The sequence below is a fragment of the Paenarthrobacter sp. genome, from assembly GCF_031180005.1.
Classification (GTDB): Bacteria; Actinomycetota; Actinomycetes; order Actinomycetales; family Micrococcaceae; genus Arthrobacter.
Map to the genome: position 1 here is coordinate 1 of NZ_JAPSHI010000017.1, position 26,845 is coordinate 26,845.

The following is a 26,845-nucleotide window of genomic DNA, read 5'->3' on the forward strand; positions in this document are numbered from 1 at the left end:
AAGCCAAGAAGGACGCGGTCGCCGCTGCGCTCATCAAGCTGGAAGCCATGCCGGACGTGCAGGGCACCGTAAACCCCTTCACAACGCAGGAGCAATTGGACAAGGCCGCCGCGGACCTTGCCGCCGGTGAAGCTAAGGCCGCCGAGGGACAAACCCAGTTGGACGCCGCTCGCTCCCAGCTGACTGCAGGCGAAGCTCAGCTCGCTGGGGCGGAGCAGCAACTGGCCGCGGCCGGCCTCAGTCCTGCACAGATTGAAGCGCAGCTGGCTACGCAGCGCGCCGAACTCGCCGCAGGGAAGGAAAAGCTCGACGCCGGAATCAAGGAAGCCGCCGACGGAGCCGCCGCTCTGGCCCTCGGCAAGCGACAGCTTGAGGCCTCTGAGGGCATGCGTTTTGTCTCCAGCGACAACAGAGCTGCAATCGCGCAGGTCCAGTTCAAGACCTCCATCAACGCCGTTGACCCCGCCGTCCGCGAAGAAGTCCAGGAGATCGTCCACGGAGTCTCTTCCGCCGGTGTTACTGCCTACGCCAGCAAGGAAATCACCGAGGACGTCTCTGAGATCTTCGGCATTGCAGAAATCGTCGGCGTAGCAGTGGCCGCCCTTGTCCTGATCCTGATGCTCGGCACGCTGATCGCGGCTGGCCTGCCTCTATTGATGGCGCTGATCGGCGTTGCGGTGGGTGTCGGTGGAACGTTCGCCCTCACCAGCGTGATCGACATGAGCTCCATCTCCCCCATGCTTGCCCTGATGCTCGGACTCGCGGTTGGCATCGACTATTCCCTCTTCATCGTCAACCGTCACCGCACGCAGCTCCTGTCCGGTATGGACGCCGAGGAATCTGCGGCCTTGGCCACCGGTACCTCCGGCAACGCCGTGCTATTTGCCGGCCTCACGGTCATCATCGCCCTCGCGGCCCTGGTGGTTCCCGGGTTGCCGTTCCTCGCAGTGATGGGTGTTGCGGCCGCAGCAACAGTCGGCGTGGCCGTCGTCGTAGCTTTGACCCTGACGCCCGCCGTCCTGGCCCTGATTGGCCGCCGACTCATTTCCAAGCGCGCTTGGGCCAAGGCTGCAAAGCACAACGCCGAGCCCGGCCACGAAGCTGCGGACAGGGAACGCGAAGAGAAGCGCAGCAGCGGTGGCTGGGGCGGTATGGTCACGCGTCACCCGTGGGTTGCCCTCGTGGCAAGCGTCGCCCTGCTGGGTGCCTTGGCGTTGCCGGCATCGCAGCTGCGGCTGGCACTTCCCGACGGCGGCTCCGAGCCAGTGGATTCGCAAGCCTTCAAGGCCTACGACCTCACGCGCAGCAGCTTCGGCGAAGGCGTAACGGGACCGATCGTCGTCGTTGGCGAATTCCCCGAAGGCCTCAGCGAAAACGATGCCAGGAACAAGCAGTTCGACGTCGCGGACCAGCTCCGCAGCGTAGAAAACGTCATTGCCGCCGTGCCGGTCGCATTGAGCGACGACCGCCGCACCGCCGTCTTCCAGGTCATTCCGAAGGAGGGTCCCGCCAGCGCCGGCACCGTTCAGGTCGTGTCCGATCTCCGCGCCAAGGGCTCAGCAATTCAGGACGATCTGGACGTGACCATCGGCCTGACCGGCCAAACCGCAGGCAACATTGACGTCTCCAACAAGCTCGGCGCGGCGTTGCCGCCGTACTTGGCGATCGTCGTCGGGCTGTCACTGCTCCTGTTGTTGCTGGTGTTCCGTTCCATCGTGGTGCCCCTGCTGGCCACCGGTGGATTCCTGCTCTCGCTGGCCGCTGCCTTCGGTGCCGTGGTTGCCGTGTATCAGTGGGGCTGGCTGGGAGGCATCTTCGACGTCGCCAATCCCGGTGCTGTTCTGAGCTTCCTGCCCATCATCCTGATCGGTGTGCTGTTCGGCCTGGCGATGGACTACCAGGTGTTCATCACCTCCGGCATGAGGGAGTCCTTCATGCACGGTGAGTCCGCAAAGCACGCTGTCCGCTCCGGGTTCAGTCACGCCGCAGCAGTGGTCACCGCGGCCGCGATCATCATGGTCAGTGTGTTCTCCGGCTTTATCTTCAGCCACCTCACCATGGTCCGGCCCCTCGGCTTCGCCATGGCATTCGGTGTGCTGATTGATGCCTTCGTGGTCCGCATGACGATTGTTCCCGCCGTGATGTACCTCCTGGGCGAGAAGGCCTGGTGGCTCCCCAAGTGGCTGGAACGGATCCTCCCGGATGTGGATGTGGAAGGCGCCAAGCTGGACCGCAGTGATCGTCGGAAGGCCTCCGCCGAGGAACTGGTCCACTAGCGCTCTCTCACATAACAGCCAATATTCTCGAACGCTCGCTCACTTGCCTGAGGCAAGTGAGCGAGCGTTCGGTTTAAGCACGCGGGATGTGAGAGACGGTTCGTATTAGGCTGGGACCGTGACCCGATTGATCCTCGCCTCCCAGTCCCCCGCCCGCACCAAGCTGCTCACGGAAGCCGGGATTCGGCATGACGTCCTGGTCTCGGATGTGGATGAGGATGCGGTGCAGGCCAAGTACGGTGTAACCGACGCCCACGACACCGCGCTCCTGCTGGCCCGGGCCAAGGCCGAGGCTGTTGCCGCCCTCCCCGAAGCTGAGGGTGCCTTGGTGATCGGCTGCGATTCGGTCTTCGAATTCGACGGTGAATCACACGGTAAGCCCTACACCGCGGAGGTCGCGCGGGAGCGGATGCTGCGGATGAGCGGCTCCCTGGGAGTGCTCCACACCGGCCACTGGCTGGTTGACTGCCGGGACACCGCCGCTGACGCGGACGAAGAGGCAGCCGCAGATGAAACTCCCGAAGGCACGGGCGCCACGGTGGGAGCGGTGTCGAGCGCTGAGGTCCACTTCGCCCAAATGAGTAACCAGGACATCGACGCCTACATCGCCACCGGAGAACCCCTCCACTGTGCTGGCTCCTTCACCATCGACGGCTTGGGTGGCGCCTTCATCCGTAAGGTGGACGGCGACCCGCACGCCGTCGTCGGGCTTTCCATCTCCACCCTCCGGGACCTGCTGGTCCATGCGAAGGTAGGCATCACGCAGCTGTGGGACGTGAAGAGCCAGTAGAGGCGGTTTGTAGCAACCCTACAAAGGAACATCGCCTCACACACGGAATCCCCCATCAATATGGGCGGAACCCTCACAATCACGCTAGGCTCCTCAAGGACAGAAGGAGTCAACAACTTGTCAGCTAACCCGGCGCAGCCCATTTCCAGCCCTCTCACCAAGGTCTTGATTGCCAACCGCGGCGAAATCGCGGTCCGCATCATCCGAGCCGCCCGGGACGAAGGCATCGCCTCCGTAGCCGTTTACGCCGACCCCGACCGTGACGCCCTCCATGTCCGCCTCGCCGACGAAGCTTACGCTTTGGGTGGCAACACCGCCGCCGAGTCGTACCTGGTGATGGACAAGATCATCGACGTCGCCAAGCAGTCAGGCGCGGACGGTATCCACCCCGGCTATGGCTTCCTCGCCGAGAACGCCGAATTTGCCGCAAAGGTCATCGACGCCGGCATCACGTGGATCGGCCCCTCCCCCGAAGCCATCTCGGCCCTGGGTGACAAGGTCCAGGCCCGCCACATCGCCGAAAAAGTAGGCGCACCCCTCGTCCCCGGCACGGCTGACCCCGTGGAATCCGCCGACGAAATCCTGAAGTTCGCCGAGGAGTTCGGCCTTCCTATCGCCATTAAGGCTGCTTTCGGCGGCGGCGGACGCGGCATCAAAGTCGCCCGCACCATGGACGAAATCCCTGAGCTCTACGAATCAGCTGTCCGTGAAGCCGTTGCAGCTTTCGGCCGCGGCGAATGCTTCATTGAGCGTTTCCTCGATGCCCCGCGCCACGTCGAAACCCAGTGCCTTGCCGATGCCTTCGGCAACGTTGTGGTGGTTTCCACCCGCGACTGCTCCTTGCAGCGCCGCAACCAGAAACTTGTTGAAGAAGCTCCGGCTCCGTACCTCAGCGAAGAGCAGAACAAGCGTCTGTACGAGTCGTCCAAGGCCATCCTGAAGGAAGCCAACTACCTCGGCGCCGGCACCTGCGAGTTCCTGGTGGGCCAGGACGGCACCATCTCTTTCCTCGAGGTGAATACCCGCCTCCAGGTGGAGCACTGCGTGTCCGAGGAAGTCACGGGAATCGACCTCGTCCGAGAGCAGTTCCGCATCGCCCGCGGTGAAGCCCTGGGCTATGAGGACCCCGAAGTCCGCGGCCACTCCTTCGAGTTCCGCATCACCGGCGAGGACCCGGGCCGCAACTTCATGCCTGCCCCCGGCACCATCACCACACTGAAGAACCCGACCGGCCCCGGCGTCCGGATCGATTCCGGTATTGAGCAGGGCGACGTCATCAGCGGCAACTTCGACTCCATGCTCTCCAAGCTCATCATCACGGGCGCCACCCGCGAGCAAGCCCTCCAGCGTTCACGTCGCGCGTTGGAGGAGATGGTGGTTGAGGGTATCCCCACTGTCATCCCGTTCGACCTCGCAGTAGTCACCGATCCCGATTTTGCTCCGGCGGAAGGACCCTTCAAGGTTCACACCCGCTGGATCGAGACCGAGTTCGTCAACAGCATCCCGGCTTGGTCTGCCAACAGTGCGAACGCTGAAACGTCCGACGCCGGTGAGCGCCAGCGCGTCGTCGTCGAGGTTGGCGGCAAGCGGCTTGAGGTCGTCCTGCCATCCGGTCTGGGCGGCAGCATTGCTGCGGTTTCCAGCGGTTCGGGCGCCAAGTCCGGCAAGTCCAAGAAGCGCTCCCGTTCAGCTGGTGCAACGGCTGCAGCTGCGGGCGGTGACGCGCTGACGTCCCCCATGCAGGGCACCATCGTCAAGGTGGCAGCTTCTGAAGGCGACGTTGTGGCTGAGGGCGACCTGATCGTGGTGCTTGAGGCCATGAAGATGGAACAGCCCCTGACCGCCCACAAAGCCGGCACCGTGCGGGGCCTTGCTGCCACCGCAGGCGAGACCGTCGCCGCAGGTGCAATCATCGCCACCATCGAGAACTAACTCCAAGAACCTCTTAACGACGTCGGCCCCGCACCGTTTGGTGCGGGGCCGACGTCGTTGAGGGCTGCTTAGGCTACGTTGTTCTCGTAGTCCACATCCCTGGTTTCGCGGGTCAGCCACAGCGCCACGAACGTCACCACGGCTGCGGCCGCCATATAAACGCCCACCAACCACGTGCTTCCGTTGGCTGCCTGCCAAAGTGCGATGGCAACGAACGAGGCCGGCGCGGCACCGATCATGGACGACAGGTTGTACGCCACCGCAGAGCCTGTGTAGCGGACGTTGGCCGGGAACAGCTCGGGAAGGATGGCTGCCATGGGACCGAAGGTCAGGCCCATGAGCGTAAAGCCTACGATCAGGCCCACCATCGCAGCTGCCTGGCCGGGACCAAACATGGTGAACCAGAGTGCACCGAAGATGAAGATCGCGGCGGTGACACCCAGCAGGAATTTGCGCCTGCCCCACTTCTCAGCGAGAGGCCCGGAGACCACGGTGAAGATGCCGAAGAAGACGACGCCGAGGATCAACATCCAGAGGAAATCGGATCGTGAGATGCCCAGTCCGGGCACGAATGCCGCCACTTGCTCGGCAGTCATGGGAGTGCCGGCCTTTTCTGCTGCCGCTTGGGCGCCTGCCAGGGTGGGCTTGGTGCCGTAGGACAGAGTGAACGTGGTCATGATGTAGAACAGCACGTACGTGGCAAACATAATGAAGGTACCCGCAACAACCGGGCGCCAGTGGCTCTTGAGCGTGGCGGCGAGGGGCAGTTTCTGGACCTTTTCCTGCTGGACCACCTTGGTGAAGGATGAACTTTCCACCAGCTTCAGCCGGACGTAGAGTCCCACGATGACCAGCAAGGCGCTGAGGATGAACGGTACACGCCAACCCCAGGCAAGGAACTCTTCGGGGCTCAGGGAGACGTTCATCCAGATGAAGATCACGTTGGCGATGATGAACCCGATGGGAGCACCCAACTGCGGGAACGTTCCGTAAATGGCACGCTTGCCTTCGGGAGCGTTCTCGGTGGCCAACAAGGCAGCACCGGACCATTCGCCGCCCAACGCGAGGCCTTGGCAGAACCGCAGGATAACCAGCATGATCGGGGCCAGGATGGCCCATCCCGGCATGGACGCCGTGGGCAGGAGGCCGATGAGGAAGGTTGCGATTCCCATGGTCAGCAGCGATGCAACCAGGGTGCCCTTCCGGCCGATCTTGTCACCAAAGTGGCCGAAGACCACGGCGCCGATTGGCCGTGCGAAGAAGGCAACGCCGAAAATGGCGAACGCACTGAGGAGCGCGTTAATGTCAGTGGCGTCCGGGAAGAAGAGCTTCGGGAAGACGAGTACCGACGCGGTGGCATAGGCGTAGAAGTCGTAGAACTCGATCGTCGTGCCGATCAGGCTCGCGAAGATCACCTTGCCCCGCGAGTTCACTGGCTTAGTGGACTCGCCTTCCTTGGATGGTGCAGTGGAAGACATGTATTTGCAGCTTTCTTTCACGCCGGCCGACGCCCTGGGGTAGCCCGGCGGTGGATTATTCGAGAGTTCAATCATAGTTCCCACGGTCCATTGACCGGACAACTAAGTCCAACATTCGGACAGTCAGGAAAATCTCACCGTGTGGTCCCCGCCACATTACCTCACCATTGCCTCACGCGCCGGTGACCCCGCCGATAGGGAAATGTCACAGGGCGTTTACAAACGGCGCCCGTCCACGAAATGCGCGAAACCTACCTTGGAATGACAACGTCCCCCACCAAGGAGGCACTCCGTGACTGTTGATCGCTCCGCAGATGAACTGACCCCTGTCCAGTCCACTGCCACCACCACTCCCGCCCTTGAACACCGCCCCGGCCGCTGGATTGCCAATTGGGATGCCGAAGACAAGGGCCAGTGGGAAGCAGAAGGCAGGTCCATCGCCAGGCGCAATCTCAACTGGTCGATCTTCGCCGAATTCCTCGGATTTGTCGTCTGGCAGCTGTGGTCCATCGTAGTGGTCCAGCTCCCCGCAGCTGGCTTCACATTTGATACCAATCAGATCTTTTGGCTCATCTCCATCCCCAGCCTCGTCGGTGCCACGCTCCGCATCCCCTACACATTCATGGTTCCCAGATTCGGTGGCCGGAACTGGACCATCGTCTCGGCACTGCTCCTGCTGATTCCGACCACCGGACTGGCCATCTGTGTCTCAAACCCGGAGACGCCCTTCGGTGTCATGCTCCTCATGGCAGCTCTCGCCGGGTTCGGTGGTGGCAACTTCGCCAGTTCCATGGCCAACATCACCTTCTTCTACCCGGCGCGCGAAAAGGGTTGGGCGCTGGGCCTGAACGCAGCCGGCGGCAACCTCGGTGCCGCCGTCGCACAGCTGGTTGTTCCGATTGCCATCACCCTGCTGGCCGCCGGAGCCGTCAACCTGCCAATGGCGGGCATCATCTGGATTCCGCTGATCATCATCGCCGCCTTCGGCGCCTGGAAGTACATGGACAACCTCACCAGCGCCAAGGGTGATGTGGCTGGCTCCCTGGCTGCACTCAAGGAACCGCACCTGTGGATCATGGCCTTCCTCTACATCGGTACCTTCGGCTCGTTCATCGGCTTCGCGGGCGTTTTCCCCAAGCTCATCAAGGACTATTTCCCGGAGTTCTCCTCCATCCACGTCGGTGCGGTGGCACTCTCGCTGGCATTCCTCGGCCCTCTGGTCGGTTCCCTGGCCCGCCCCTACGGCGGACGCATGGCAGACCGCATGGGTGGTGCCCGGATGACCATCGCCTCGTTCGCTGCCATGGCCGTCATTACGCTGACCATGATCTGGACGCTGCCCCTGAAGAACTTCTGGCTCTTCCTCACTTTGTTCCTGCTGCTCTTCCTGGCCAGCGGCTTCGGAAACGGTGCAACATACCGCATGATCCCGGTCATCTTCGCAACATCCAGCCGGGCAGCCCGTGCAGGCGCCCCGAGCTCCACCACCGCTCGACTCGCTTCTTCCTCGCTGGGCCTGATCTCCGCGATCGGCGCCTACGGCGGGTTTGTGATCCCGCAGGTGCTCAACGCTTCCAATACGGCCAGCGGCTCTTACACCCCGGCTTTCTACGGATTCGTTGGCGCCTACGTCCTCATGCTTGCCGTCTGCTGGGTCTGCTACATCCGCCCCGCCCGGAAGCGCAACACGATCGGACACATCTAAATGCCCAACGGCGCCGATACCCACTGCCCGTACTGCGCGCTCCAGTGCGCCATGACGCTGACCCCGGCTGCCTCCGCAGCTGGGGCAGCGCCCGCGCCGGAGGCGGAACCCGCCAAAGTTGACGTGCCCTTGGAAGTATCCGGACGCGACTTCCCCACCAACCGGGGCGGGCTGTGCCGCAAAGGCTGGACATCGGCGTCGTTGTTGCGTCACAACGGTCGCGTCACCGAACCGATGCTCAAAGGTTCCGACGGCGTGCACCAGCCCATCTCCTGGGACCAAGCACTCATGCTCATCACCACTGCAGTCAAGGATATCCAGCAGCAGTACGGGAATGACGCTGTGGGAGTCTTCGGCGGCGGCGGCCTCACGAATGAGAAAGCCTACCTGCTGGGCAAGTTCGCCCGGCTGGCCCTGCGCACCTCGCGGATCGACTACAACGGCCGCTTCTGCATGTCCTCGGCCGCAGCTGCGGGCAACCGGGCGTTCGGCGTGGACCGCGGCCTCCCCTTCCCTGTTACGGACCTGGACACCGCGTCCGTCATCCTTATGCTCGGTTCCAACGTTGCCGAGACCATGCCTCCGTTCGTCCAGCACCTGCAGGGCGCGCGCGATGCCGGAGGCCTGATTGTGGTGGATCCCCGCCGCTCGGCTACTGCGGCGTTCACGGGCGACGGCGGCGGCCTCCACTTGCAGCCGACTCCCGGCACGGACTTAGCACTCCTTTTGGGCATCAGCCACGTGGTGGTCCACGAAGGACTGGTGGACGCAGACTACATCGAGGCCAACACCAGTGGCTACGCAGCCGTGGTGCGCAGCTTGTCCGCGTTCTGGCCGGAACGCGTGCAGTCCATCACCGGCGTCCCCGCCACCCTGATCCGCGAGACCGCGCGCCGCTTGGCACAAGGAGCCCGCGACGGTGGCAGCTACATCCTCAGTGGCCGCGGCGTGGAACAGCACGTGGACGGCACGGACACTGCCACTGCGGCGATCAACCTGAGCCTTCTCCTGGGCCTTCCCGGCTCGGCCCGCAGCGGCTACGGAACGCTCACCGGCCAAGGCAACGGCCAGGGCGGCCGCGAACACGGGCAAAAAGCCGATCAACTTCCCGGCTATCGGAAGATCACCGATCCTGCCGCCCGCGCCCATGTCGCCGGAGTGTGGGGAATCGACGAGTCGCTGATCCCGGGACCTGGCCTCCCCGCCGTCGAACTTCTCAAATCGCTCGGAAAGCCCGACGGCGTCCGATGCCTTTTCGTGCACGGCGCCAATGTGGTGGTCTCAGCACCCGATACCAACGCAGTAATCCAAGGCCTCCGCAGCTTGGACTTCCTGGTGGTCTGCGACTTCTTCATGTCCGAGACCGCAACTGAAGCCGACCTGGTTCTGCCTGTGACCCAGTGGGCCGAGGAAGAAGGCACGCTCACCAATCTGGAGGGCCGCGTGATCCGGCGCCGCCGCGCGCTGACTCCTCCCCCGGGTGTCCGCAGCGAACTGTGGCTCATGGCCCGGCTGGCGGAACTGCTTGACGCCCCTTCAACCTTCAGTGACGATCCCGAGACCGTTTTCGAAGAGCTCCGCTTGGCTTCGGCCGGTGGCTTGGCCGACTACTCGGGCATCGATTACGCCATGCTGGACCGCGGCGAAGCTGCATACTGGCCCTACCCCGTGGGAAGCACCGGGACGCCGCGACTCTTCACCGAGGGGTTTGCCCATGCCGATGGCCGGGCCGTCATGGTTCCGGTGACGCCGTCCAAGCGGGCCGTTCGTTCGTTCGCGGACGATTCACTGGCCCTGGCAACCGGCAGGCTCCTGGAGCATTATCAATCCGGCGCCCAGACCCGACGCGTGAGCGAGCTCCTGGCATCCCAGCCGCAGGCCCGACTCCTGATTCATCCGGGAACGGCGGCTTCACGCGGCATTGCCGACGGCGACTACGCCACCGTCACGAACGAACGCGGTGAAGTGCTTTGCCGTGCCGAGCTCAGTAACTCGGTCCGCCCGGACACTGTCTTCCTGCCGTTCCACTTCCCCGGCCAGGAAAACGCCAACCGCCTCACCGAGGCAGCCACAGATCCCATTTCCGGCATGCCGGAGTTCAAGACCAGCCGGGTATGGGCCCGGAAGGCAGTCTCCACTCAGGAACCGGCCTCGTACACGGTTCCTGCTGGAACACGGCTGCCACTGCACGTCAAGGAGGCATCATGAGCGAGCGCATTGTGGTTGTTGGATTCGGGCCAGTTGCAGCCCGTCTGGTGGAGGAGCTACTGCCTGCTGTCCGCACCGGGTTGGTCCAACTGCTGGTGGTGGGCCAGGAAGCCGAGGCCGCCTACAACCGCGTCATGGTTGCTGAACTGGGCGTCGGCCGCACCACAGCGGAAGCATTGGCCATGGCTGATGCGTCCGAGCTGGAAGCCGAAGGCGTGGAAGTGCGTTTGGGCGTCAAGGTCAAAAGGATCGACCGAGCCCGCCAAAACATAGTGCTGTCCGATGACAGCACTGAGCACTATGACCGACTGGTGTTCGCTACCGGGTCCCGTCCCGTGATCCCGAACCTCACCGGGCTCAACCCGGATCCTTCCCGGCCAGTACTTCCAGCCGGAGTCACCGCTTTGCGGGATCTACGGGATGCTGCCGTGCTGCGTTCGGCCGTGGCCGAGGGAAAGCGAGTGGTGGTGCTGGGTGGGGGCGTGCTTGGCCTGGAAACCGCCTTGGCTGCCTCGGAAGAGGGCGCTCAAGCCACTGTGGTTCACAATGGCCCCTTCCCCCTCGGCAGAAGCATTGACCGCGGCAGTGGATCAGTCCTCATCAACAGCCTGCGGGCCGGCGGTGTCCGGATGGCAGGCAATGCACGTTCTACTGGTGTGGAAACTTCCGGCCCCGGCGGCAGCTTCTCGGCTTTGCTCCTGGATGACGGCTCGGCGATCGACGGCGACCTGCTGGTCCTGTCCTGTGGTGTGCGTCCCCGCATCGAATTGGCGGAAGGCTGCGGCCTCCCTGTTGCAACAGGGATCCTCGTGGACCACCACCTGCGGACTTATCACGAACCCCACATGTTCGCGATCGGCGACTGCGCTGAAGTGCGCTGCCCCGACGCTGCCTGCGTTGATTGCCGAACAGCCGCCGGGCCCTCCGGCTTGGTGGGCCCGGGCTGGCGCCAGGCTGAGTGGTTGGCCGAATACCTCGCCGTCCTGGCCCGGGATGGCCAGGCCGCCGCAGATGCTTTGGAAGCGCTGCCCAAGGAGAAGCCCGGGGTGGTTGTCCTGAAGGCACGCGGCATCAACCTGGCCGTGGCGGGCGACAACCAGGCCGATCCATGGGACGAAGAGTTGCTGGAAGCCGGTGCCGCGTCAGGGCGTGCCCGCCGGCAAATCTCCCAGTGGGCGGATCCCGAACACGGCCGCTACGTGAAGATGACCACCCGCGGCGGTGTGCTGGAAGGTTTGGTGGCCGTAGGTATGCCCCGGACTGCTGCCGAGCTGGTGGTGCTCTTCGAGCGTTCCTCGGAGCTGCCCGCAGACCGGTCCCTGCTGCTGCGCCTGGACGGGCCTGACCAGTTGGATGCCGGCGCCACGAGCAACGATCCCCAAAGGACCGTGTGCCGCTGCGCCGGGGTGAGTGCGGCCAGCATCGAGGATTCCGTGGCGGACGGCTGCAGCACCGTGGGCGAGGTATCCAAGGCCACCCGCGCCGGGACAGGCTGCGGAGGATGCCATGAGGACATCAAGGGGATCATCGAAAAACACTTCCAAGCGGCTGCCGCCTGAAGCCGTTTAGTCCTCGCTCCGTTTCGGGGGTTCCCTGCTGGAGGTGCCGTGCGCACGGCATGATCGGCAGGGAACCCCCGAAACGGGCGTCAGGGTGGAGCTACATGTGCACGTGCAAGCGACGCGCAGCCTCCGAGATGGAACCGGTCAGCGACGGGTACACCGTGAAGGCGCTGGCCACGTCATCAACGTGAAGCTTCTGGGTCACCGCGACGGAGATCGGGAAAATGAGCTCCGAAGCGTTCGGGCCAACCACCACGCCACCGATCACGGTGCCGGAGCCCTTGCGCGCGATGATTTTGACGAAGCCGTCCTTGGTGTTGCGCATCTTGGCGCGGGCGTTGCTGAGCAGGGACAACATCACAACGTCGCCTTGGTACTTGCCGGACGCGAGGTCGGCCTCGGAGACGCCCACGGAAGCGATTTCAGGAGACGTGAAGATGTTCGACGCCACCTGGTTGAGCTTCAGGGGCTTGACGCCGTCGCCCATGAAGTGGGCAATCGCAATGCGGCCCTGCATGGCTGCAACAGATGCCAAGGCGAACACACCCGTGCAGTCGCCGGCGGCGTAGATGTTGGGGGCAGTGGTGCGGGAAACGCCGTCCACCTTGATGTGCCCGGACTCGGTCAGGGTCACGCCTGCTTCTTCAAGCCCGATGCCCGCGGTATTGGGGATGGAGCCAACACACACCAGGCAGTGCGAACCTGTCACGATCGATCCGTCACCCAAGGTGACCTTCACGCCGTCGTCGGTTCGCTCCACGGCATTGGCGCGGGACTTCGACAGGACGCGTACGCCACGGCGTTCGAAAACGCCTTCCAGCAGCTTGGCGGCATCTGTGTCCTCGCCGGGAAGAACCTGGTCACGGCTGGAGATCAGGGTGACCTTGGAGCCCAAACCGTTGTAAGCGGATGCGAATTCGGCACCAGTAACGCCCGAACCCACAACGATGAGTTCTTCGGGAAGCTCGTCCAGGTTATAGATCTGGGCCCAGTTGAGGATGCGTTCGCCGTCGGGCTTGGCCGTGGGAAGTTCGCGAGGGTGGGCACCAACAGCCAGCAGGATCGCGTCGGCGTCGATGGTGCGTGTTCCTTCGAGGGTGAGGACCTCGATGGTGTTGTTGTCCAGCAGCTTGCCGGAACCGATGACAATCTCCACGCCCAGGCGCTCGAGGCCTGCACGGATGTCGTCAGACTGTCCATGGGCGAGGGTCAGGACGCGATCGTTGATGTGTTTGAGGTCGGCACGCGGCTTGGAGGCCGTGCCATCGCCGTCGAACTTCACTCCGAGTTCGTCCGCCTCACCCACGCGCGTCATGAGGTCGGCGGTGGCAATTAGGGTTTTGGAAGGCACGACGTCGGTCAGCACCGCGGAGCCGCCGAGGCCTGCCCGTTCGACGATGGTGACGTGCGCGCCGAGCGAGGCAGCAACCATGGCAGCTTCATATCCGCCGGGACCACCTCCCAGGATCGCGATACGGGGGGCACTGAAGTCAACTTGGGTGGTCACAATCCTCAATTCTCGCTCATTGCCACGCCGGTCGCCACCCAGCCCAACCTCACTCCACGCCGATCCCTACCAAAGTCCTGTAGCCGCAGGGTAGCTTGTACCAGTGAGTAACACTGAGCTGATGAACACTGACCCTTTTGAGGCCGCGAAGGCCGCCGCGGACTTCATAGCCGCGGAGACCGGCGTCGAGTCCCACGACGTAGCCCTGGTGCTTGGATCCGGATGGGCGGAGGCCGCCGACCTGATCGGCGAAACCACCGCCACCCTGAACGCTTCCGAGGTTCCCGGCTTCCACAAACCAGCGGTGGTGGGCCATGTTGGCACCATCCGCTCCGTCCTCACCAAGGAGGGCAAACGAGCCTTGGTCCTGGGTGCCCGGACCCATTACTACGAAGGTCGCGGCGTGCGGTCCGTAGTCCACGGCGTGCGCACGGCCGCAGCCGCCGGGTGCAAGACGCTGGTGCTCACCAACGGCTGTGGCGGGCTCAATGAAGATTGGACCCCCGGAACTCCGGTACTCATCAGCGACCACATCAACCTCACCGCAACATCACCGCTTGAGGGAGCCACGTTCGTTGATCTCACGGACCTCTATTCCTCACGCATCCGCGACCTTGCCCGTGAAGTTGATTCCTCGCTGCAGGAAGGGGTGTACGCACAGTTCACAGGTCCGCACTACGAGACACCGGCAGAAGTCCAGTACGCCAAGCGGATCGGCGCAGACTTGGTGGGCATGTCCACCGCGCTGGAAGCCATTGCGGGCCGCCATGCAGGAATGGAAGTTTTCGGCATCTCCCTGGTCACCAACCTCGCAGCCGGCATCAGCCCGGTTCCTTTGAGCCACGCGGAAGTCCTTGAAGCCGGACACGCAGCGGGCAAGCGGATCTCGAAGCTTCTGGCGGAGATTATCGCCAAGCTCTAGGGCCGACTCGTCTGCAGATGCGGGGTCACCATCAACAGTGGCTCCGCATTCGCTGTTTAACTGTGTGCGATCACAATTCCGGAGGAGAAGTAAACGCACAGCGAATTCTCAGGATAAATCTGATTTATGGCGAAACATTTGATTGTGGCTGCCGGGATGTGTCACGCGCGCACGTTGGCAATGTAAGCGCTTGCGCACGAACTGGCCAGTAACCGGAAAAGCCCCTGAAATGACCTTTGCCCTCAGACCTAACACGTGTCTAGCGTGGAGATTGTTCCGGTAAGTCGACGTGCCGGAGCCACCGCGGGGAATAGCTACAAAGCTCCCCGCACCTCGAAACGATGGCGTCCTTCGATGACGCCTACAGCGGATCGACGGACGCCTGAGTAAAGAACCCCCAACAGGGGGTCAGGGCATGCGCCCCACTCCACGAAGTCCAACACTCCGCGAGAAGAGCAAGCATGAACACGCACTCAACCCCTCCAAAGCCGCGCCGCCGGCTGCGACAGGCAGTAGCCCTCGCAGCGGCGGCCGGCGTGGCCGGCAGCATCCTGCTGGTCACGCCGGCCGCGCAAGCCAACCTGCCGGCCGACCCGCCGTCGAGCACCATGCCGGCACCCACGCCCGGCTTCCCACTGCCCACCACGCACACCCAGCAGGCATACGATCCGGCAGCAGACTTCACGTCCAAGTGGACGCGAGCCGACGCCAAGCAGATCATGGCCCAAAGCAACCCCAATGTTGCCCCCGGCGAGAACTCCATGAGCCCCAACGTCACCATGCCGGAAATCCCCAAGGACTTCCCCGCAATGAACGACGACGTCTGGGTTTGGGACACTTGGTCCCTGACAGACGAAAACGCCAACCAGATCAGCTACAAGGGTTGGGATGTCATCTTCTCCCTGGTCGCTGACCGGCATGCCGGGTATGGCTTCGACCAGCGCCACTGGAACGCCAGGATCGGCTACTTCTTCCGCAAGACCAACGCTGATCCCGCCAAGGACAAATGGAACTACGGCGGACACGTGTTCCTGGACAACACGTCCATCGGCAACACGGAGTGGTCCGGCTCCACGCGCCTGATGCAGGGCAACAAGATCAACGTCTTCTACACCGCCACCACGTTCTACGACGTCGCCGAGCGGAATGCAGGCGGTGGCGGGATCGCTCCGGACGCCGCGATCGCCAAGGCACTGGGTAACATCCATGCCACCAAGGACGGCGTGACCTTCGACGGCTTTCAGCACACCAAACTGCTGGAACCGGATGGAAAGATGTACCAGAACAAAGCCCAGAACCCCGGCTTCGCGTTCCGTGACCCATACACCTTCGCGGACCCCGCCCACCCGGGCAAAACGTTCATGGTCTTCGAAGGCAACACTGGTGGCACCCGCGGCTCCTACAAGTGCAAGCAGGAAGACCTCGGCTACCAGCCGGGCGACCCCAACGCCGAGACTGTGGCCCAGGTCAACAGCACCGGCGCTTGGTACCAGACTGCCAACGTGGGCCTCGCCGTGGCCGACAACAAGGACCTCACCAAGTGGAGCTTCCTGCCGCCGATCCTCTCGGCCAACTGCGTCAACGACCAGACTGAACGTCCGCAGATCTACATCCAGAACGAAAACGGCAAGAACAAGTACTACCTGTTCACCATCAGCCACCAGTTCACGTATGCGGATGGAATGCGCGGCCCCGACGGCGTGTACGGCTTCGTCGGCAACGGCGTCCGGTCCGACTACCAGCCGGTCAACAACAGCGGCCTGGCTTTGGGCTCCCCCACGGACCTGAACATGCCGGCCAACGCGCCGGAAGGTCCGGACCCGCGTCAGAACGGCCGTCAGTTCCAGGCCTACTCGCACTACGTACAGCCGGGCGGCCTGGTCCAGTCCTTCATCGACAACGTGGACGGCGTCCGCGGCGGTTCCCTGTCCCCCACCGTGAAGATGAACTTCAAGGGCGGCGTGACGCAGGTTGACCGCAGCTTCGGCCAGAACGGCCTTGGCCCGTTCGGTTACCTTCCCACCAACGTTCGCGTCGGCGGCGAGGGCCTCTACAAGTAAGCAGTAACACCCCGGTCGACAGGCCACGGCAGGGGTGCCGGACCCACGAGGACCGGCACCCCTGCTACCCCCAACCCCAGGATCTTCCCCATGACTTTTCCCAGCCCCCAGCTGTCCCGCCGCCAAATGCTGGCCGCCAGTGCCGCCGTCGTAGTCGCCTTTTCCGCCGCGTCCTGCACGCAAACGGAAAGCCCGACGCCGGTTCCCGGCCCGGTCGGACACGGCCCTTCTCCTTCGGATCCGTGGCGTCCTCTCGCGCACCTGACGGCTGAGAAGAACTGGCTCAACGATCCCAACGGTCTCGTCTACCACGACGGCACTTACCACGCCTTTTACCAGTACAACCCGCGGGGCAACTCGTGGGGCAACATGTCGTGGGGCCACTCCACCAGCAAGGATCTGGTGCACTGGGAGCAGCAACCCGTCGCCATGGAGGCGAGCCCTGAAGAGGAGATTTTCTCCGGCTGCATTGTGATTGATAAGACCAACGCCTCCGGTCTTGGCTCAGCAGAGAACCCGCCCATGGTGGCCGTCTACACGAGTGCCTACGGGAAGAACGGCGCTCTGCCTCAGGGCTCTCAGGCACAATCTGTCGCGTTCAGCCTGGACAACGGGACCACGTGGCAGAAATACCAGGGCAACCCGGTCCTGAACCTTGCACCCACCAACAACAACTTCCGCGACCCCAAAATCACCTGGTACGAACCCGGCCGATACTGGGTGATGAGCACCGTGGTGGCCGACGCCCAAGTGGTCAAGATGTTCAAGTCCACCGACCTGCTCCGCTGGGAATACCTGAGCGATTTCTCCGGCGTCGGCACCCAAGGAGGCCTCTGGGAAGTGCCGGAACTCCTTCACATGGACGTTGAGGACTCCACCGCAAAGAAGTGGGTCATGCTCCTGAGCATCAACCCCGGCGGCATCGCGGGCGGCTCAGGAATGCAGTACTTCGTGGGCGAATTCGATGGGACGCACTTTACGGCTGAAAACGCGGCAGCTTCCGACGCGCCGCTCACCGAATCCCAGTGGCTTGACCACGGCGCGGACTACTACGCCGCAAACTCCATCTCCGGCGCACCCGGGGACAAGCCCGTGCTCCTGGGATGGATGGGCAACTGGGACTACGCCCAGAATGCGCCCACAACGCCATGGCGCGGCTCTATGGCTATTCCCCGCGAACTGACCTTGGTTCGGGGTGAGAAGCGGCTCGAGCTCCGATCTGCCATAGCCGGCGCGGCGCGGGAAACGCTGGACCGCTCCGGTGAAGTGAAGAGCAAAAACCTCACCGTTGGCTCCTCGCCGCAGGACCTTGGGCAGGAGTTCCGGGGACGCACCCAGCTGATCGAACTGGACATGGACCTGACGTCGGCGCGCGAAGCCGGGGTTCTCCTTCGCCACTCATCCTCCGCTTCCGAAACCGGGCTGCGGATCTCCTATAACAAGGAAACAGGCAGGGTCAGGGTGGACCGGTCAAAGGCCGGAACCAGCAACTTCTCCGAAAAGTTCAGCCCATTCCATGAAGTAGCCCTGCCTTCCCCCGGCAGCAAGGTCCATCTCACGATCCTCCTCGATTCATCCTCGGTGGAAGTCTTCGCTGCGGGTGGAACTGCGGTTATTTCGGATACGTTCTTCCCGGACTGGGACAACACCGGCGCCTCGGCCTTCAGCATGGAGGGCGACACGGACTTCACCGTCACGACACACGTTCTTTAAATGCCCCCAAGAGCGGGATCTCACCCTTTACAACCACTCAAAAGGCCGAGATCCCGCTCCTCGTTGCCCGGGAGGGACGCATTGAGGATAGTTTTGTCCCTATGACATCCAGCGATGCCGCATTTGAACAGCTGCTCACCGACGCCCGCCAATGGGCTTCCCAAGACCCGGACCCGGCGACGTCGGCTGCTCTCGTTGAGTTGGCCGAGCTTGCCAGCGGCGGTGATGCGGGAGCAGCCCAGGAACTGGGCGACAGCTTCAACGGCACCCTGCAATTCGGCACAGCCGGCCTCCGCGCAGCGCTCGGGCCAGGCCCTAACCGGATGAACCGTGTTGTTGTCCGCCGGGCAGCGGCAGGCCTGGCGGCCTTCCTCACCGACGCGGTAGCCGCAGCTGCGCCGGGCACGAGGCCGCGCGCCGTCGTCGGCTTCGATGCACGCTACAACTCGGACATCTTCGCCAAGGAAACCGCTGCGATATTCACGGCAGCCGGCATTGAAACTTTCTTGATGCCGGCAGCGCTTCCGACGCCGTTGCTCGCCTATGCGGTGAGGTCGCTGGATTGCGACGGCGGTGTCATGGTCACAGCGAGCCACAACCCGCCGCAAGACAACGGTTACAAGGTCTACCTTGGGCGCCATGCAGTATCTGAAAGCGGGCGCGGTTCTCAGATCGTGGCGCCGTACGACGCTGAGATCGCGGCGAAGATCGAGGCCGTGGGGGCGCTGGATTCCATTGAACTCGCAGAAAACGGCTGGACTGTGCTGCCCACGTCCGTCGCCGCAGAATATGAAGCTGCCATGGCGGGACTGGTGGATAGGGAACACTTCCCGGCACGGGACCTCAAGATCGTCCTGACGCCCATGCACGGTGTCGGCGGAGAAACAGCCGTCTCCGTCCTGAACGCCGCCGGTTTCGCCGATGTCACGCTCGTGGCCGAACAGGCCGAGCCGGATCCGGACTTCCCCACCGTCGCTTTCCCCAATCCGGAGGAGCCCGGGGCGCTGGACCTGGCACTTGCCGCTGCTGCGGACTCGGGTGCGGACATCGTTTTGGCCAACGACCCCGACGCCGATCGGGCAGCAGTTGCTGCGTTGGATCCCGCCGCGGGAGCTTGGCGGATGCTTCGCGGGGATGAAGTAGGGGCGCTGCTGGGTGCGCATGTTGTGGCGCGCATGACTGCCGGGGGCGGGCATGAGCCGCAAACCGGAGTGTTCGCCAACTCGATCGTGTCCTCCCGACTGCTCTCACGCATCGCTGCCGCAGCAGGATACGCCCACGAGGAAACGCTCACCGGCTTCAAATGGATTTCGAGGGTTCCCGGCCTGACCTACGGGTACGAGGAAGCGCTGGGGTACTGTGTGGCGCCGGACCTGGTGCGCGACAAGGACGGGATTTCGGCGGCTGTGCTGATCGCCGAACTCGCAGCAACTGCCAAGGCCGAGGGCAAGACGATCTTCGACACCCTGGATGACCTGTATCTGGTGCACGGACTGCATGCGAGCGACCAACTCAGTATCCGGGTGGCCGATTTGGGACTGCTCGATGCCATGATGAACCGTTTGCGGGTGAACCCGCCGGAAGCGTTCGGAGGTTCCGCCGTCGAGCTTTCAACCGATCTCGCGGAAGGCAGCGAAGCCCTGCCTCCCACAGACGGACTGCTGTACCTGACCCGGGACCAAAGCCGCGTCATCATCCGTCCCAGCGGCACCGAGCCCAAGCTCAAGTGTTACCTGGAAGTCATCCAGGCCGTGGAATCCGCGGCCGAACTTCCCGCAGCACGCCAGGCAGCGCGGACGTCCCTGGACGATGTCCTCAGGGACGTCCGCGAAGCCTTGGGCTTGTAGGACTCTTAGAGTTCAACCTCGATGAAGCCATCCACCAAACGGGTGGCAAACGCGTCGAGCTTTAGTTCCGGGTTGGTGAAGCACTCACCGGTTTCGAGGTCGTAGACCTCTTTGTGCAGCGGCGACGCGATGGTCGGCCGGCTTCCGCGGGATCCAATGATTCCGCGGGCCATGACGTTGGCGAGCGTCGCCGGGTCCTGCTGTGCCACGGCGAAGACCTCGGTGGGCGCTGTGCGGAACAGCGCAACCTGACGGCCGGCGATCAGTGCGGCCTCGCCCCAAGCCAGTTCAAGTTCGTCCACCGGGCAAACGCGGTGCCAGGCGACGGTAGCGGTCAGGTCCTCGGCACGGTCCAGAATTACGGTCATTTCAGCCCCTCTCACTGTGTCCGGGTGCTGGCATCTCCGCCGTCACTCCCCCGGACCGGGCCACACTTGCGGCCACTACTCCAAGCTAGGACCCAGGTGTTTCATCGGTTGTCCGCGTTTGTGTCGAACGCGTAAAAGAGACCTCACACCCCCGGAAATGCGTTCGTGATGCAGAAGTTAAGATCACGAAACAAAAGGGAAACTGAAGCGAAACTGCCCGTCCCTAGGCTGGAACCACAAGTTGCGGAGATCCGTCTGCAACATCTGCGAAAGGCCCACCAGTGACCGGACACACTTCAAGTACAGAGAACCCGCGCCGCATCGTCGTCGTCGGCGGCGGCCCCGCTGCCCACCGTTTCGCCGACGCCATGTTCAATCGCGGACTTGAAGGTTGGCAGGTTACGGTGCTGACCGAAGAGGCACACCTCCCGTACGACCGCGTTGCGCTGAGCAAGGCCCTCACGGAAACCGGCGTGGACCTCACCCTGGGCGATGCGTCCATGTGGGACCACGAAGCCCTGGCTCTGATCACCGGCGAGCGCGCCGTCAAGATCGATTCCGTTGCCAAGAGCGTGCTTACAGCCGCCGGCAACAAGTACGAATACGACCACTTGGTGGTGGCTTCGGGCTCGGATGCGGCCCGCCTCCCCATTCCGGGCGCCGAGCACACCCACGTTTACCGCACGCTCGAGGACGTTTGGGCCATCAACAAGGCCATCGCCGAGCTACGCGGGAAGCTCGGCCGCAAAGTCAACGCCGTCACTATTGGTGGTGGCTTGCTTGGACTTGAGTCCGCTGCCGGCACCGAACAGCTGGGCGCCACACCGATCGTCATCAACGGCGCACCGTGGCTGATGAACACCCAGCTGGATGAGGGTGCAGGTCAGGCCCTAGGCCGCCTGATTGAGGCCAAGGGCTTCGAAGTCCACGGTGGCGTCTTCCCCTCCGAGGTAGTCACGGACGACGACGGCAACGTCACCGGTGTCCTGATGGCTGACGGCCGCACCATTGACGCGGACCTCGTGATCGTGGCTATCGGTGTCAGGCCCCGCGACGATCTCTTCCGCGCGGCTGAAGGCGAAGAGCAGCTGTTTAGCCTGGGCCAGCGGGGCGGCGTTGTCATCAATGATTTCTGTGCCACCGAAGTAGAGGGCATCTGGGCCATCGGCGAAGTGGCCAACTTCGAGGGCATGTGCCTGGGCCTCGTGGCTCCCGCCAACACCATGGCCGAGATCGTAGCTGACCGTCTGCACGGTGGAGAAGCAACGTTCCCGGGCTTTGACACTGCCACCAAGCTCAAGTTGTCCGGCGTTGACGTGGCCAGCTTCGGCGACGCGTTTGCCCGCACCGAGCACTCCCTGGAAATCGTCTACGCCGACCCCGCTCGTGGCGTTTACCAGAAGATTGTCACCACCGATGATGCCAAGACCCTCTTGGGCGGCATCTTCGTGGGCGACGCATCCCCGTATATGGGCCTACGCCCGCTTCTGGGCCGCGAACTGTCCGCCGAACCTGGCGCCTATCTGAGCGCTGCCGGTGGTGGCGAGGCTCCGGAGACTGAGCTTCCGGACGATGCCATCCTGTGCTCCTGCAACAACGTGGCCGCCGGAACTATCCGTGACACCATCAACGGCTGCGGTGCCTGCGAGGGTAACTCCCCTGTCCAGGAGCTCGGTGAGCTGAAGGGCTGCACCAGGGCCGGCACGCAGTGTGGTTCGTGCGTTCCCATGCTCAAGAAGCTCCTTGAAGGCGAACTGAAGAAGTCCGGCATTGAGGTCTCCAAGGCACTGTGCGAGCACATCAGCCTTTCCCGGCAGGAACTCTTTGATGCCATCCGCGTCCTTGAGCTCACGTCCTTCGAGGACATCATGGCAAAGTACGGCACCGGCGCAGGTTGCGATATCTGCAAGCCGACCATTGCTTCCATCCTGGCCAGCCAGCACTCCGCTTACGTCCTGGATGCCGGGCGTGGTTCGCTGCAGGACACCAACGACCGCGCCTTGGCGAACATGCAGAAGGACGGCACCTATTCGGTGGTCCCACGCATCGCAGGTGGCGAGATCACGCCTAAGGGTCTCGGCGTCATCGCGGCAGTGGCTGAGAAGTACAACCTGTACACCAAGATCACGGGCGGACAGCGCATCGATATGTTCGGCGCGCGGCTGGAGCAGTTGCCGGACATCTGGAAGGAACTGGTGGACGCCGGCTTCGAATCCGGACAGGCTTACGGCAAGAGCCTTCGCACGGTGAAGTCCTGCGTTGGTTCCACATGGTGCCGATTCGGCGTGCAGGATTCGGTGGCCATGGCTATCGCCTTGGAGCTGCGCTACCGCGGCCTCCGCAGTCCGCACAAGCTGAAAATGGGTGTGTCCGGTTGCGCCCGTGAATGCGCCGAAGCCCGTGGCAAGGATGTCGGAGTGATCGCCACGGCCGACGGCTGGAACCTCTACGTGGGCGGTAATGGTGGGGCCACCCCGGCGCACGCCCAGCTGCTGGCCAAGGACCTGGACGACGAAACCCTGCTGAAGTACATCGACCGTTACCTCATGTACTACATCCGAACGGCTGACCGCCTCCAGCGCACCGCGCGCTGGCAGGAAGAGCTCGACGGCGGCATCAAGCACGTCGAGGAAGTAGTGGTCAACGACTCCTTGGGCATCGCCGAGGAGCTTGAAGCCGCCATGGCAAAACACATCGACACCTACGAGGACGAGTGGGCCGAGACTTTGAAGGACCCGGAGCGTCTCCGCCGTTTCCGTTCGTTCGTCAACGCTCCCAACCAGAAGGACGAGTCCATTTCCTTTGTTCCGGAGCGTGGCCAGATCCGTCCGGCCACCAACGAGGAAAAGGGCGGCGTGCTGATCGCTTCCACTATCCCGGTCCGCAGCGAAACCGTCGGCGTAGAAAACTAGGGGTTCACCATGCAGCTCACCATTGATCTCACCGGCCGTGACGTCCTTGTCACGGGATCTGAGAAGTCTGCCCGCCAAGCGGTCCGCCGCTACCAGAGCGCCGGTGCCAACGTGTACCGGCTCAGCTCCCCGGAAGGTGTGCCTGGGGACGGTCAACTTCCCGAGCGCCCGTTCCTGGTGGCGGTAGTGGACGACGGCGAGTCCGGCTGGCTGCCGCTGGTGGAACGCTGCCGCGACGCCGGGATTCCCGTTGCTTTTGAGCCTGCACCCGGTACCGAAGGCCATGTGACCCTGGTGGGTGGAGGCCCGGGAGCCCTGGACCTGCTCACGGTGGGTGCTGTGGACGCGCTGCGCGATGCCGATGTGGTGTTTTACGATCGGCTTGCCCCCTATCAGGAACTGGCCGATCTGACCTCTGCTGAACTCGTGGACGTTGGAAAACAGCCCGGGCTTCACAAGGTGACTCAGAGGGACATCGAGAAGTTGATGGTGGAGGCTGCGCTCCTGGGCAAGAATGTGGTCCGACTCAAGGGCGGCGATCCGTACGTGTTCGGCCGCGGAGGCGAAGAAGTGGCTGCGTGTGTTGCTGCCGGCGTCCCTGTGAGGGTGATCTCCGGTGTCACCAGTGCCATCTCCGTTCCCGCAGCAGCCGGAATCCCGGTGACGCACCGCGAGGTCAGCCACATGTTCACCGTGGTATCCGGCCATGCCCCGTTGACCGAGAAGGAACACACCCACCTTGCCGGACTTGGCGGAACTATCGTGGTCCTCATGGGCATCGGCACCTTGCCCCAGCTGGCGGCCGGACTCCGCCGGGCGGGGATGAAATCGGACATGCCAATGGCTGTGGTGGAACGTGGGTACCGCCCGGGACAGCGCACCACTATCGCTGACCTCGGTACCATCGAAACGGCAGCTACCGGCTGCAGTAACCCGGCCGTGTTGGTCATCGGCGAGGTGGTCCGTGTTGCTGAAGCCAACCGGAATCATGCCGAAGCATCCGCTGAACTGAGCCGACTCGCGGCTTCGCTCCTTGAAGCCTGAAGGTAAGAACACATGACTGTTGCACGTGCCATCGAAGTCCAGGACCCTACCTCCGCACCGGAAGTTACCGAAACCGTTGAAGCGCCGTTGGACGGATTCCGCATTGGCGTCACCTCGCACCGCCGCTCCCGCGACCTCATTGAGGCACTGGAGCGCCGTGGTGCGAGCGTGTTGCACGCCCCCGCTTTGAAGATCGCCCCTGTGCAGGAGGACATGGTCCTCATAGAGGACACCCGCACCATTATCGAGGCCAAGCCGGACATCTGTATCGCCACCACCGCCTACGGCATGCGCCGCTGGTGCGAAGCCGCTGATTCGTTTGGCATCGGCGAGCAACTCCTGGACACGCTGTCCGCGTGCCGAATGTTCGTCCGTGGCCCCAAAGCCCGCGGCGCCGTTCGGGCGGCCGGCCTTGCCGACGTCGGAATCAGCAGCGACGAGACCACCGCCACGCTGGTGGACATGCTCTTGGCCGAAGGCGTGCGCGGTAAGACCGTGGCCGTCCAGCTGCACGGCTACACGGACGTCCGCCAGCTGGAACGGCTCCGCATGTCCGGCGCTACCGTCTTGACGGTGACTCCGTACCGCTGGGTGAAGCCCGACGGCGAAGATAAGCTGCCGCGCCTGATCGAAGCCGTGGTCAGCGGAAACCTCGATGTCCTGACGTTCACCAGTGCCCCGGCAGTGGACGCCATGTGGAGCACCGCACACGAAATGGGCCTCTACCGCCAGCTCATCGAAGCTCTCAAGGGTCCGGTAACTGTTGCGGCCGTCGGTCCGGTCACCGCTCAACCCCTTGTCGACGCCGGGCTGACCCCGTTGATCCCTGATCGCTACCGCATGGGTGCGCTCATCAGGCTGGTTACCGAACATCTTTCGCTGAACCACGTGCGGCGTTTGGAAACCAAGAGCGCGACCATCGAGCTCCGTGGACGCTGCTTGCGGATCAACGGTGAGGTGGTGGACCTTGCACCGGCTCCCCTCCTGCTGCTGCGAGCGCTGCTCGGCGCGGGCGGGGCTGTTCTTTCCAGGGAAGCTCTCTCCGATTTGTTGGACCTGCGCGGTTCTGTCCATGCCTTGGACATGACGGTGAGCCGGCTGCGGTCTTCCCTGCCTGATGGCAAGCTCGTGGAAACTGTAGTGAAGCGCGGCTACCGGCTGCGGGCTTAGGCTCCCGGACAAGCTAGGCCGCCCTCACCAGGGGAAGCTCGTCCCATTTTGTGGTGTAACGGGGGCTGAGCATGTCGCGCTTCATCGACCAGTCCGGACCGCCTTTGATCCCTGCATGGCCCAAACCGATGGAGCCCCGGCCATACCGTTTGCTGACCTGCTCCAGCAAGGGGCCTATGCCCCGTTCCTCATGCCGGTTCTCGAAGATTTCCAGCGGTTTCTGGTTGCCGCTGGGTCGGAGGTCCGTGACCATGATTCCGGCTTTGGCGTACCTCACGCCTTCCTGAATTTTTGGAACCAGTGCGTGCGCGGCCTTGGTCAGCAACACCGGATCCGAGGTGGGCATCGGCAGCTTGACGTTGACAGTGGGGAATGATTTGTCGTTCGGGTTGTAGACCGATGTTGCCGCAAAAGCAGTCAGCAGCTTGGCTTGAAGGTCATGCTTGGCCAGCCTGGCACTGGCCATCTGGCCATAGACGCTCAGCACCTGCCGCAACTCGGCGGCCGTGGTGATGGGCGTTGAGAAGGACCGGGAGAAGATCAGTTGATCCCGTCCGATTCGTTCCTCCTCCATGGGGATGCAGGGCGTGCCTTGCAGTTCCAGCACAGTCCGCATCATGACGATGGAGAACTTGTCCCGCAACGCCACTGGGTCGGCATGGACCAGGTCCAAGATGGAGAAGATCCCCATCGCGTTCAGGCGTTTCGTGAGCCTGGTGGCGACGCCCCAGATCTCGATCACTGAGAGCCGGGCCATGAGTGCTTCACGTTGGGCCTCCGGGATGGAGTCCCAACGGCACACACTGTTGAAGGCCGGGTTGTGCTTGGCCCATTTGTTGGCCAGCTTGGCAAGCGTCTTGGTGCGCGCGATACCTACGCAAACGGGAACCCCCACGTGACGTTGGCAGGCAGCCTTGATGGCGCGCCCTAGCTCCAGCAGTTCATCGGGTTGCCCTTTCACTCCGAGGAACGCTTCATCAATGGAGTACACCTCCTGCCATGCTGAGTACCGCGCCAGGAGCTCCATCACACGCGAGCTGATGTCTCCGTACAGTTCGTAGTTGCTTGAGAGTGCAATGAGTCCCCATTCCTTGGCACGCGGAGCAAGCTTGAACCACGGCTCCCCGAGTCCGATCCCCAGTCTTTTGGCTTCCGGCGACCTGGTGACGGCGCAGCCATCGTTGTTGGAAAGGACGATCAGCGGCTTTCCCTCCAACGCAGGGTTGAAGGCTCGTTCTGCCGAAGCATAGAAGCAGTTGATATCCACGTGGGCGATCTCCTGCATGCGATGCATGAGCGCTGGCTTGGACATTCCACTCCCTGACTCGAGCTAGCACGCGTGCCCGAATTC

General features: G+C 63.3%; 17 protein-coding genes. 13 read left to right on the forward strand and 4 right to left on the reverse strand.

What is annotated here, in order from left to right:
• The 3 genes from RIF72_RS13220 to RIF72_RS13230 all read left to right on the forward strand — a co-directional run.
• Positions 1–2,276, forward strand: a 2,276-nt coding sequence (locus RIF72_RS13220) for an MMPL family transporter (protein ID WP_309075336.1), incomplete at its 5' end; no start/stop codon positions are given.
• A gap of 118 nt (positions 2,277–2,394) precedes the next feature.
• On the forward strand, positions 2,395–3,066 hold the full coding sequence (locus RIF72_RS13225) for a nucleoside triphosphate pyrophosphatase (protein ID WP_309075337.1): 672 nt from the start codon (positions 2,395–2,397) through the stop codon (positions 3,064–3,066).
• 60 nt (positions 3,067–3,126) lie between these two features.
• The gene (locus RIF72_RS13230) at positions 3,127–4,998 is read left to right on the forward strand and encodes a biotin carboxylase N-terminal domain-containing protein (protein ID WP_309075338.1); all 1,872 of its coding nucleotides are present in this window, start codon (positions 3,127–3,129) and stop codon (positions 4,996–4,998) included.
• A 68-nt stretch (positions 4,999–5,066) separates the two neighbouring features.
• Here RIF72_RS13230 and RIF72_RS13235 read toward each other — a convergent pair whose 3' ends face one another.
• Positions 5,067–6,476, reverse strand: a complete 1,410-nt coding sequence (locus RIF72_RS13235) for an MFS transporter (RefSeq protein WP_309075339.1) — start codon at positions 6,474–6,476, stop codon at positions 5,067–5,069.
• Between the two features lie 292 nt (positions 6,477–6,768).
• On the opposite strand from RIF72_RS13235, the gene RIF72_RS13240 reads away from it, so the two are divergent.
• The 3 genes from RIF72_RS13240 to RIF72_RS13250 are packed head-to-tail and all read left to right on the forward strand — an operon-like array spanning position 6,769 to position 11,948.
• On the forward strand, positions 6,769–8,181 hold the full coding sequence (locus RIF72_RS13240; RefSeq protein WP_309075340.1) for an MFS transporter: 1,413 nt from the start codon (positions 6,769–6,771) through the stop codon (positions 8,179–8,181).
• Entirely contained in the window at positions 8,182–10,389 is a 2,208-nt protein-coding gene (locus RIF72_RS13245) for a molybdopterin oxidoreductase family protein (protein ID WP_309075341.1), read from the forward strand.
• Positions 10,386–11,948 carry an FAD-dependent oxidoreductase gene (locus tag RIF72_RS13250; RefSeq protein WP_309075342.1) on the forward strand — a complete coding sequence of 521 codons (1,563 nt, stop codon included), beginning with the start codon at positions 10,386–10,388 and terminating at the stop codon, positions 11,946–11,948. The genes RIF72_RS13245 and RIF72_RS13250 overlap by 4 nt, the downstream gene beginning before the upstream one ends.
• A gap of 100 nt (positions 11,949–12,048) precedes the next feature.
• On the opposite strand, the gene RIF72_RS13255 is transcribed toward RIF72_RS13250, so the two are convergent.
• Complete coding sequence (locus RIF72_RS13255; RefSeq protein ID WP_309075343.1) at positions 12,049–13,458, reverse strand: NAD(P)H-quinone dehydrogenase; 1,410 nt, start codon at positions 13,456–13,458, stop codon at positions 12,049–12,051.
• Positions 13,459–13,579: 121 nt separating this feature from the next.
• On the opposite strand from RIF72_RS13255, the gene RIF72_RS13260 reads away from it, so the two are divergent.
• From RIF72_RS13260 to RIF72_RS13275, 4 genes are all read left to right on the forward strand, one after another.
• Positions 13,580–14,380 carry a purine-nucleoside phosphorylase gene (locus tag RIF72_RS13260; protein ID WP_179019401.1) on the forward strand — a complete coding sequence of 267 codons (801 nt, stop codon included), beginning with the start codon at positions 13,580–13,582 and terminating at the stop codon, positions 14,378–14,380.
• 461 nt (positions 14,381–14,841) lie between these two features.
• Positions 14,842–16,440, forward strand: a complete 1,599-nt coding sequence (locus RIF72_RS13265) for a glycoside hydrolase family 68 protein (protein WP_309075344.1) — start codon at positions 14,842–14,844, stop codon at positions 16,438–16,440.
• Positions 16,441–16,530: 90 nt separating this feature from the next.
• On the forward strand, positions 16,531–18,153 hold the full coding sequence (locus RIF72_RS13270; RefSeq protein WP_309075345.1) for a glycoside hydrolase family 32 protein: 1,623 nt from the start codon (positions 16,531–16,533) through the stop codon (positions 18,151–18,153).
• 101 nt (positions 18,154–18,254) lie between these two features.
• A complete protein-coding gene (locus RIF72_RS13275) occupies positions 18,255–20,000 on the forward strand; it encodes a phospho-sugar mutase (RefSeq protein ID WP_309075346.1) in 1,746 nt (581 codons plus the stop codon).
• A gap of 5 nt (positions 20,001–20,005) precedes the next feature.
• On the opposite strand, the gene nirD is transcribed toward RIF72_RS13275, so the two are convergent.
• Positions 20,006–20,368 carry a nitrite reductase small subunit NirD gene (gene nirD / locus RIF72_RS13280; RefSeq protein ID WP_309075347.1) on the reverse strand — a complete coding sequence of 121 codons (363 nt, stop codon included), beginning with the start codon at positions 20,366–20,368 and terminating at the stop codon, positions 20,006–20,008.
• A gap of 281 nt (positions 20,369–20,649) precedes the next feature.
• On the opposite strand from nirD, the gene nirB reads away from it, so the two are divergent.
• The 3 genes from nirB to RIF72_RS13295 are packed head-to-tail and all read left to right on the forward strand — an operon-like array spanning position 20,650 to position 25,494.
• Positions 20,650–23,280 carry a nitrite reductase large subunit NirB gene (gene nirB / locus RIF72_RS13285; protein WP_309075348.1) on the forward strand — a complete coding sequence of 877 codons (2,631 nt, stop codon included), beginning with the start codon at positions 20,650–20,652 and terminating at the stop codon, positions 23,278–23,280.
• A 9-nt stretch (positions 23,281–23,289) separates the two neighbouring features.
• Positions 23,290–24,324, forward strand: a complete 1,035-nt coding sequence (cobA, locus tag RIF72_RS13290; RefSeq protein ID WP_309075349.1) for a uroporphyrinogen-III C-methyltransferase — start codon at positions 23,290–23,292, stop codon at positions 24,322–24,324.
• 12 nt (positions 24,325–24,336) lie between these two features.
• On the forward strand, positions 24,337–25,494 hold the full coding sequence (locus RIF72_RS13295) for a uroporphyrinogen-III synthase (protein ID WP_309075350.1): 1,158 nt from the start codon (positions 24,337–24,339) through the stop codon (positions 25,492–25,494).
• A gap of 13 nt (positions 25,495–25,507) precedes the next feature.
• On the opposite strand, the gene RIF72_RS13300 is transcribed toward RIF72_RS13295, so the two are convergent.
• A complete protein-coding gene (locus tag RIF72_RS13300) occupies positions 25,508–26,806 on the reverse strand; it encodes a Y-family DNA polymerase (protein ID WP_309075351.1) in 1,299 nt (432 codons plus the stop codon).
• Between the last annotated feature and the right edge of the window lie 39 nt (positions 26,807–26,845).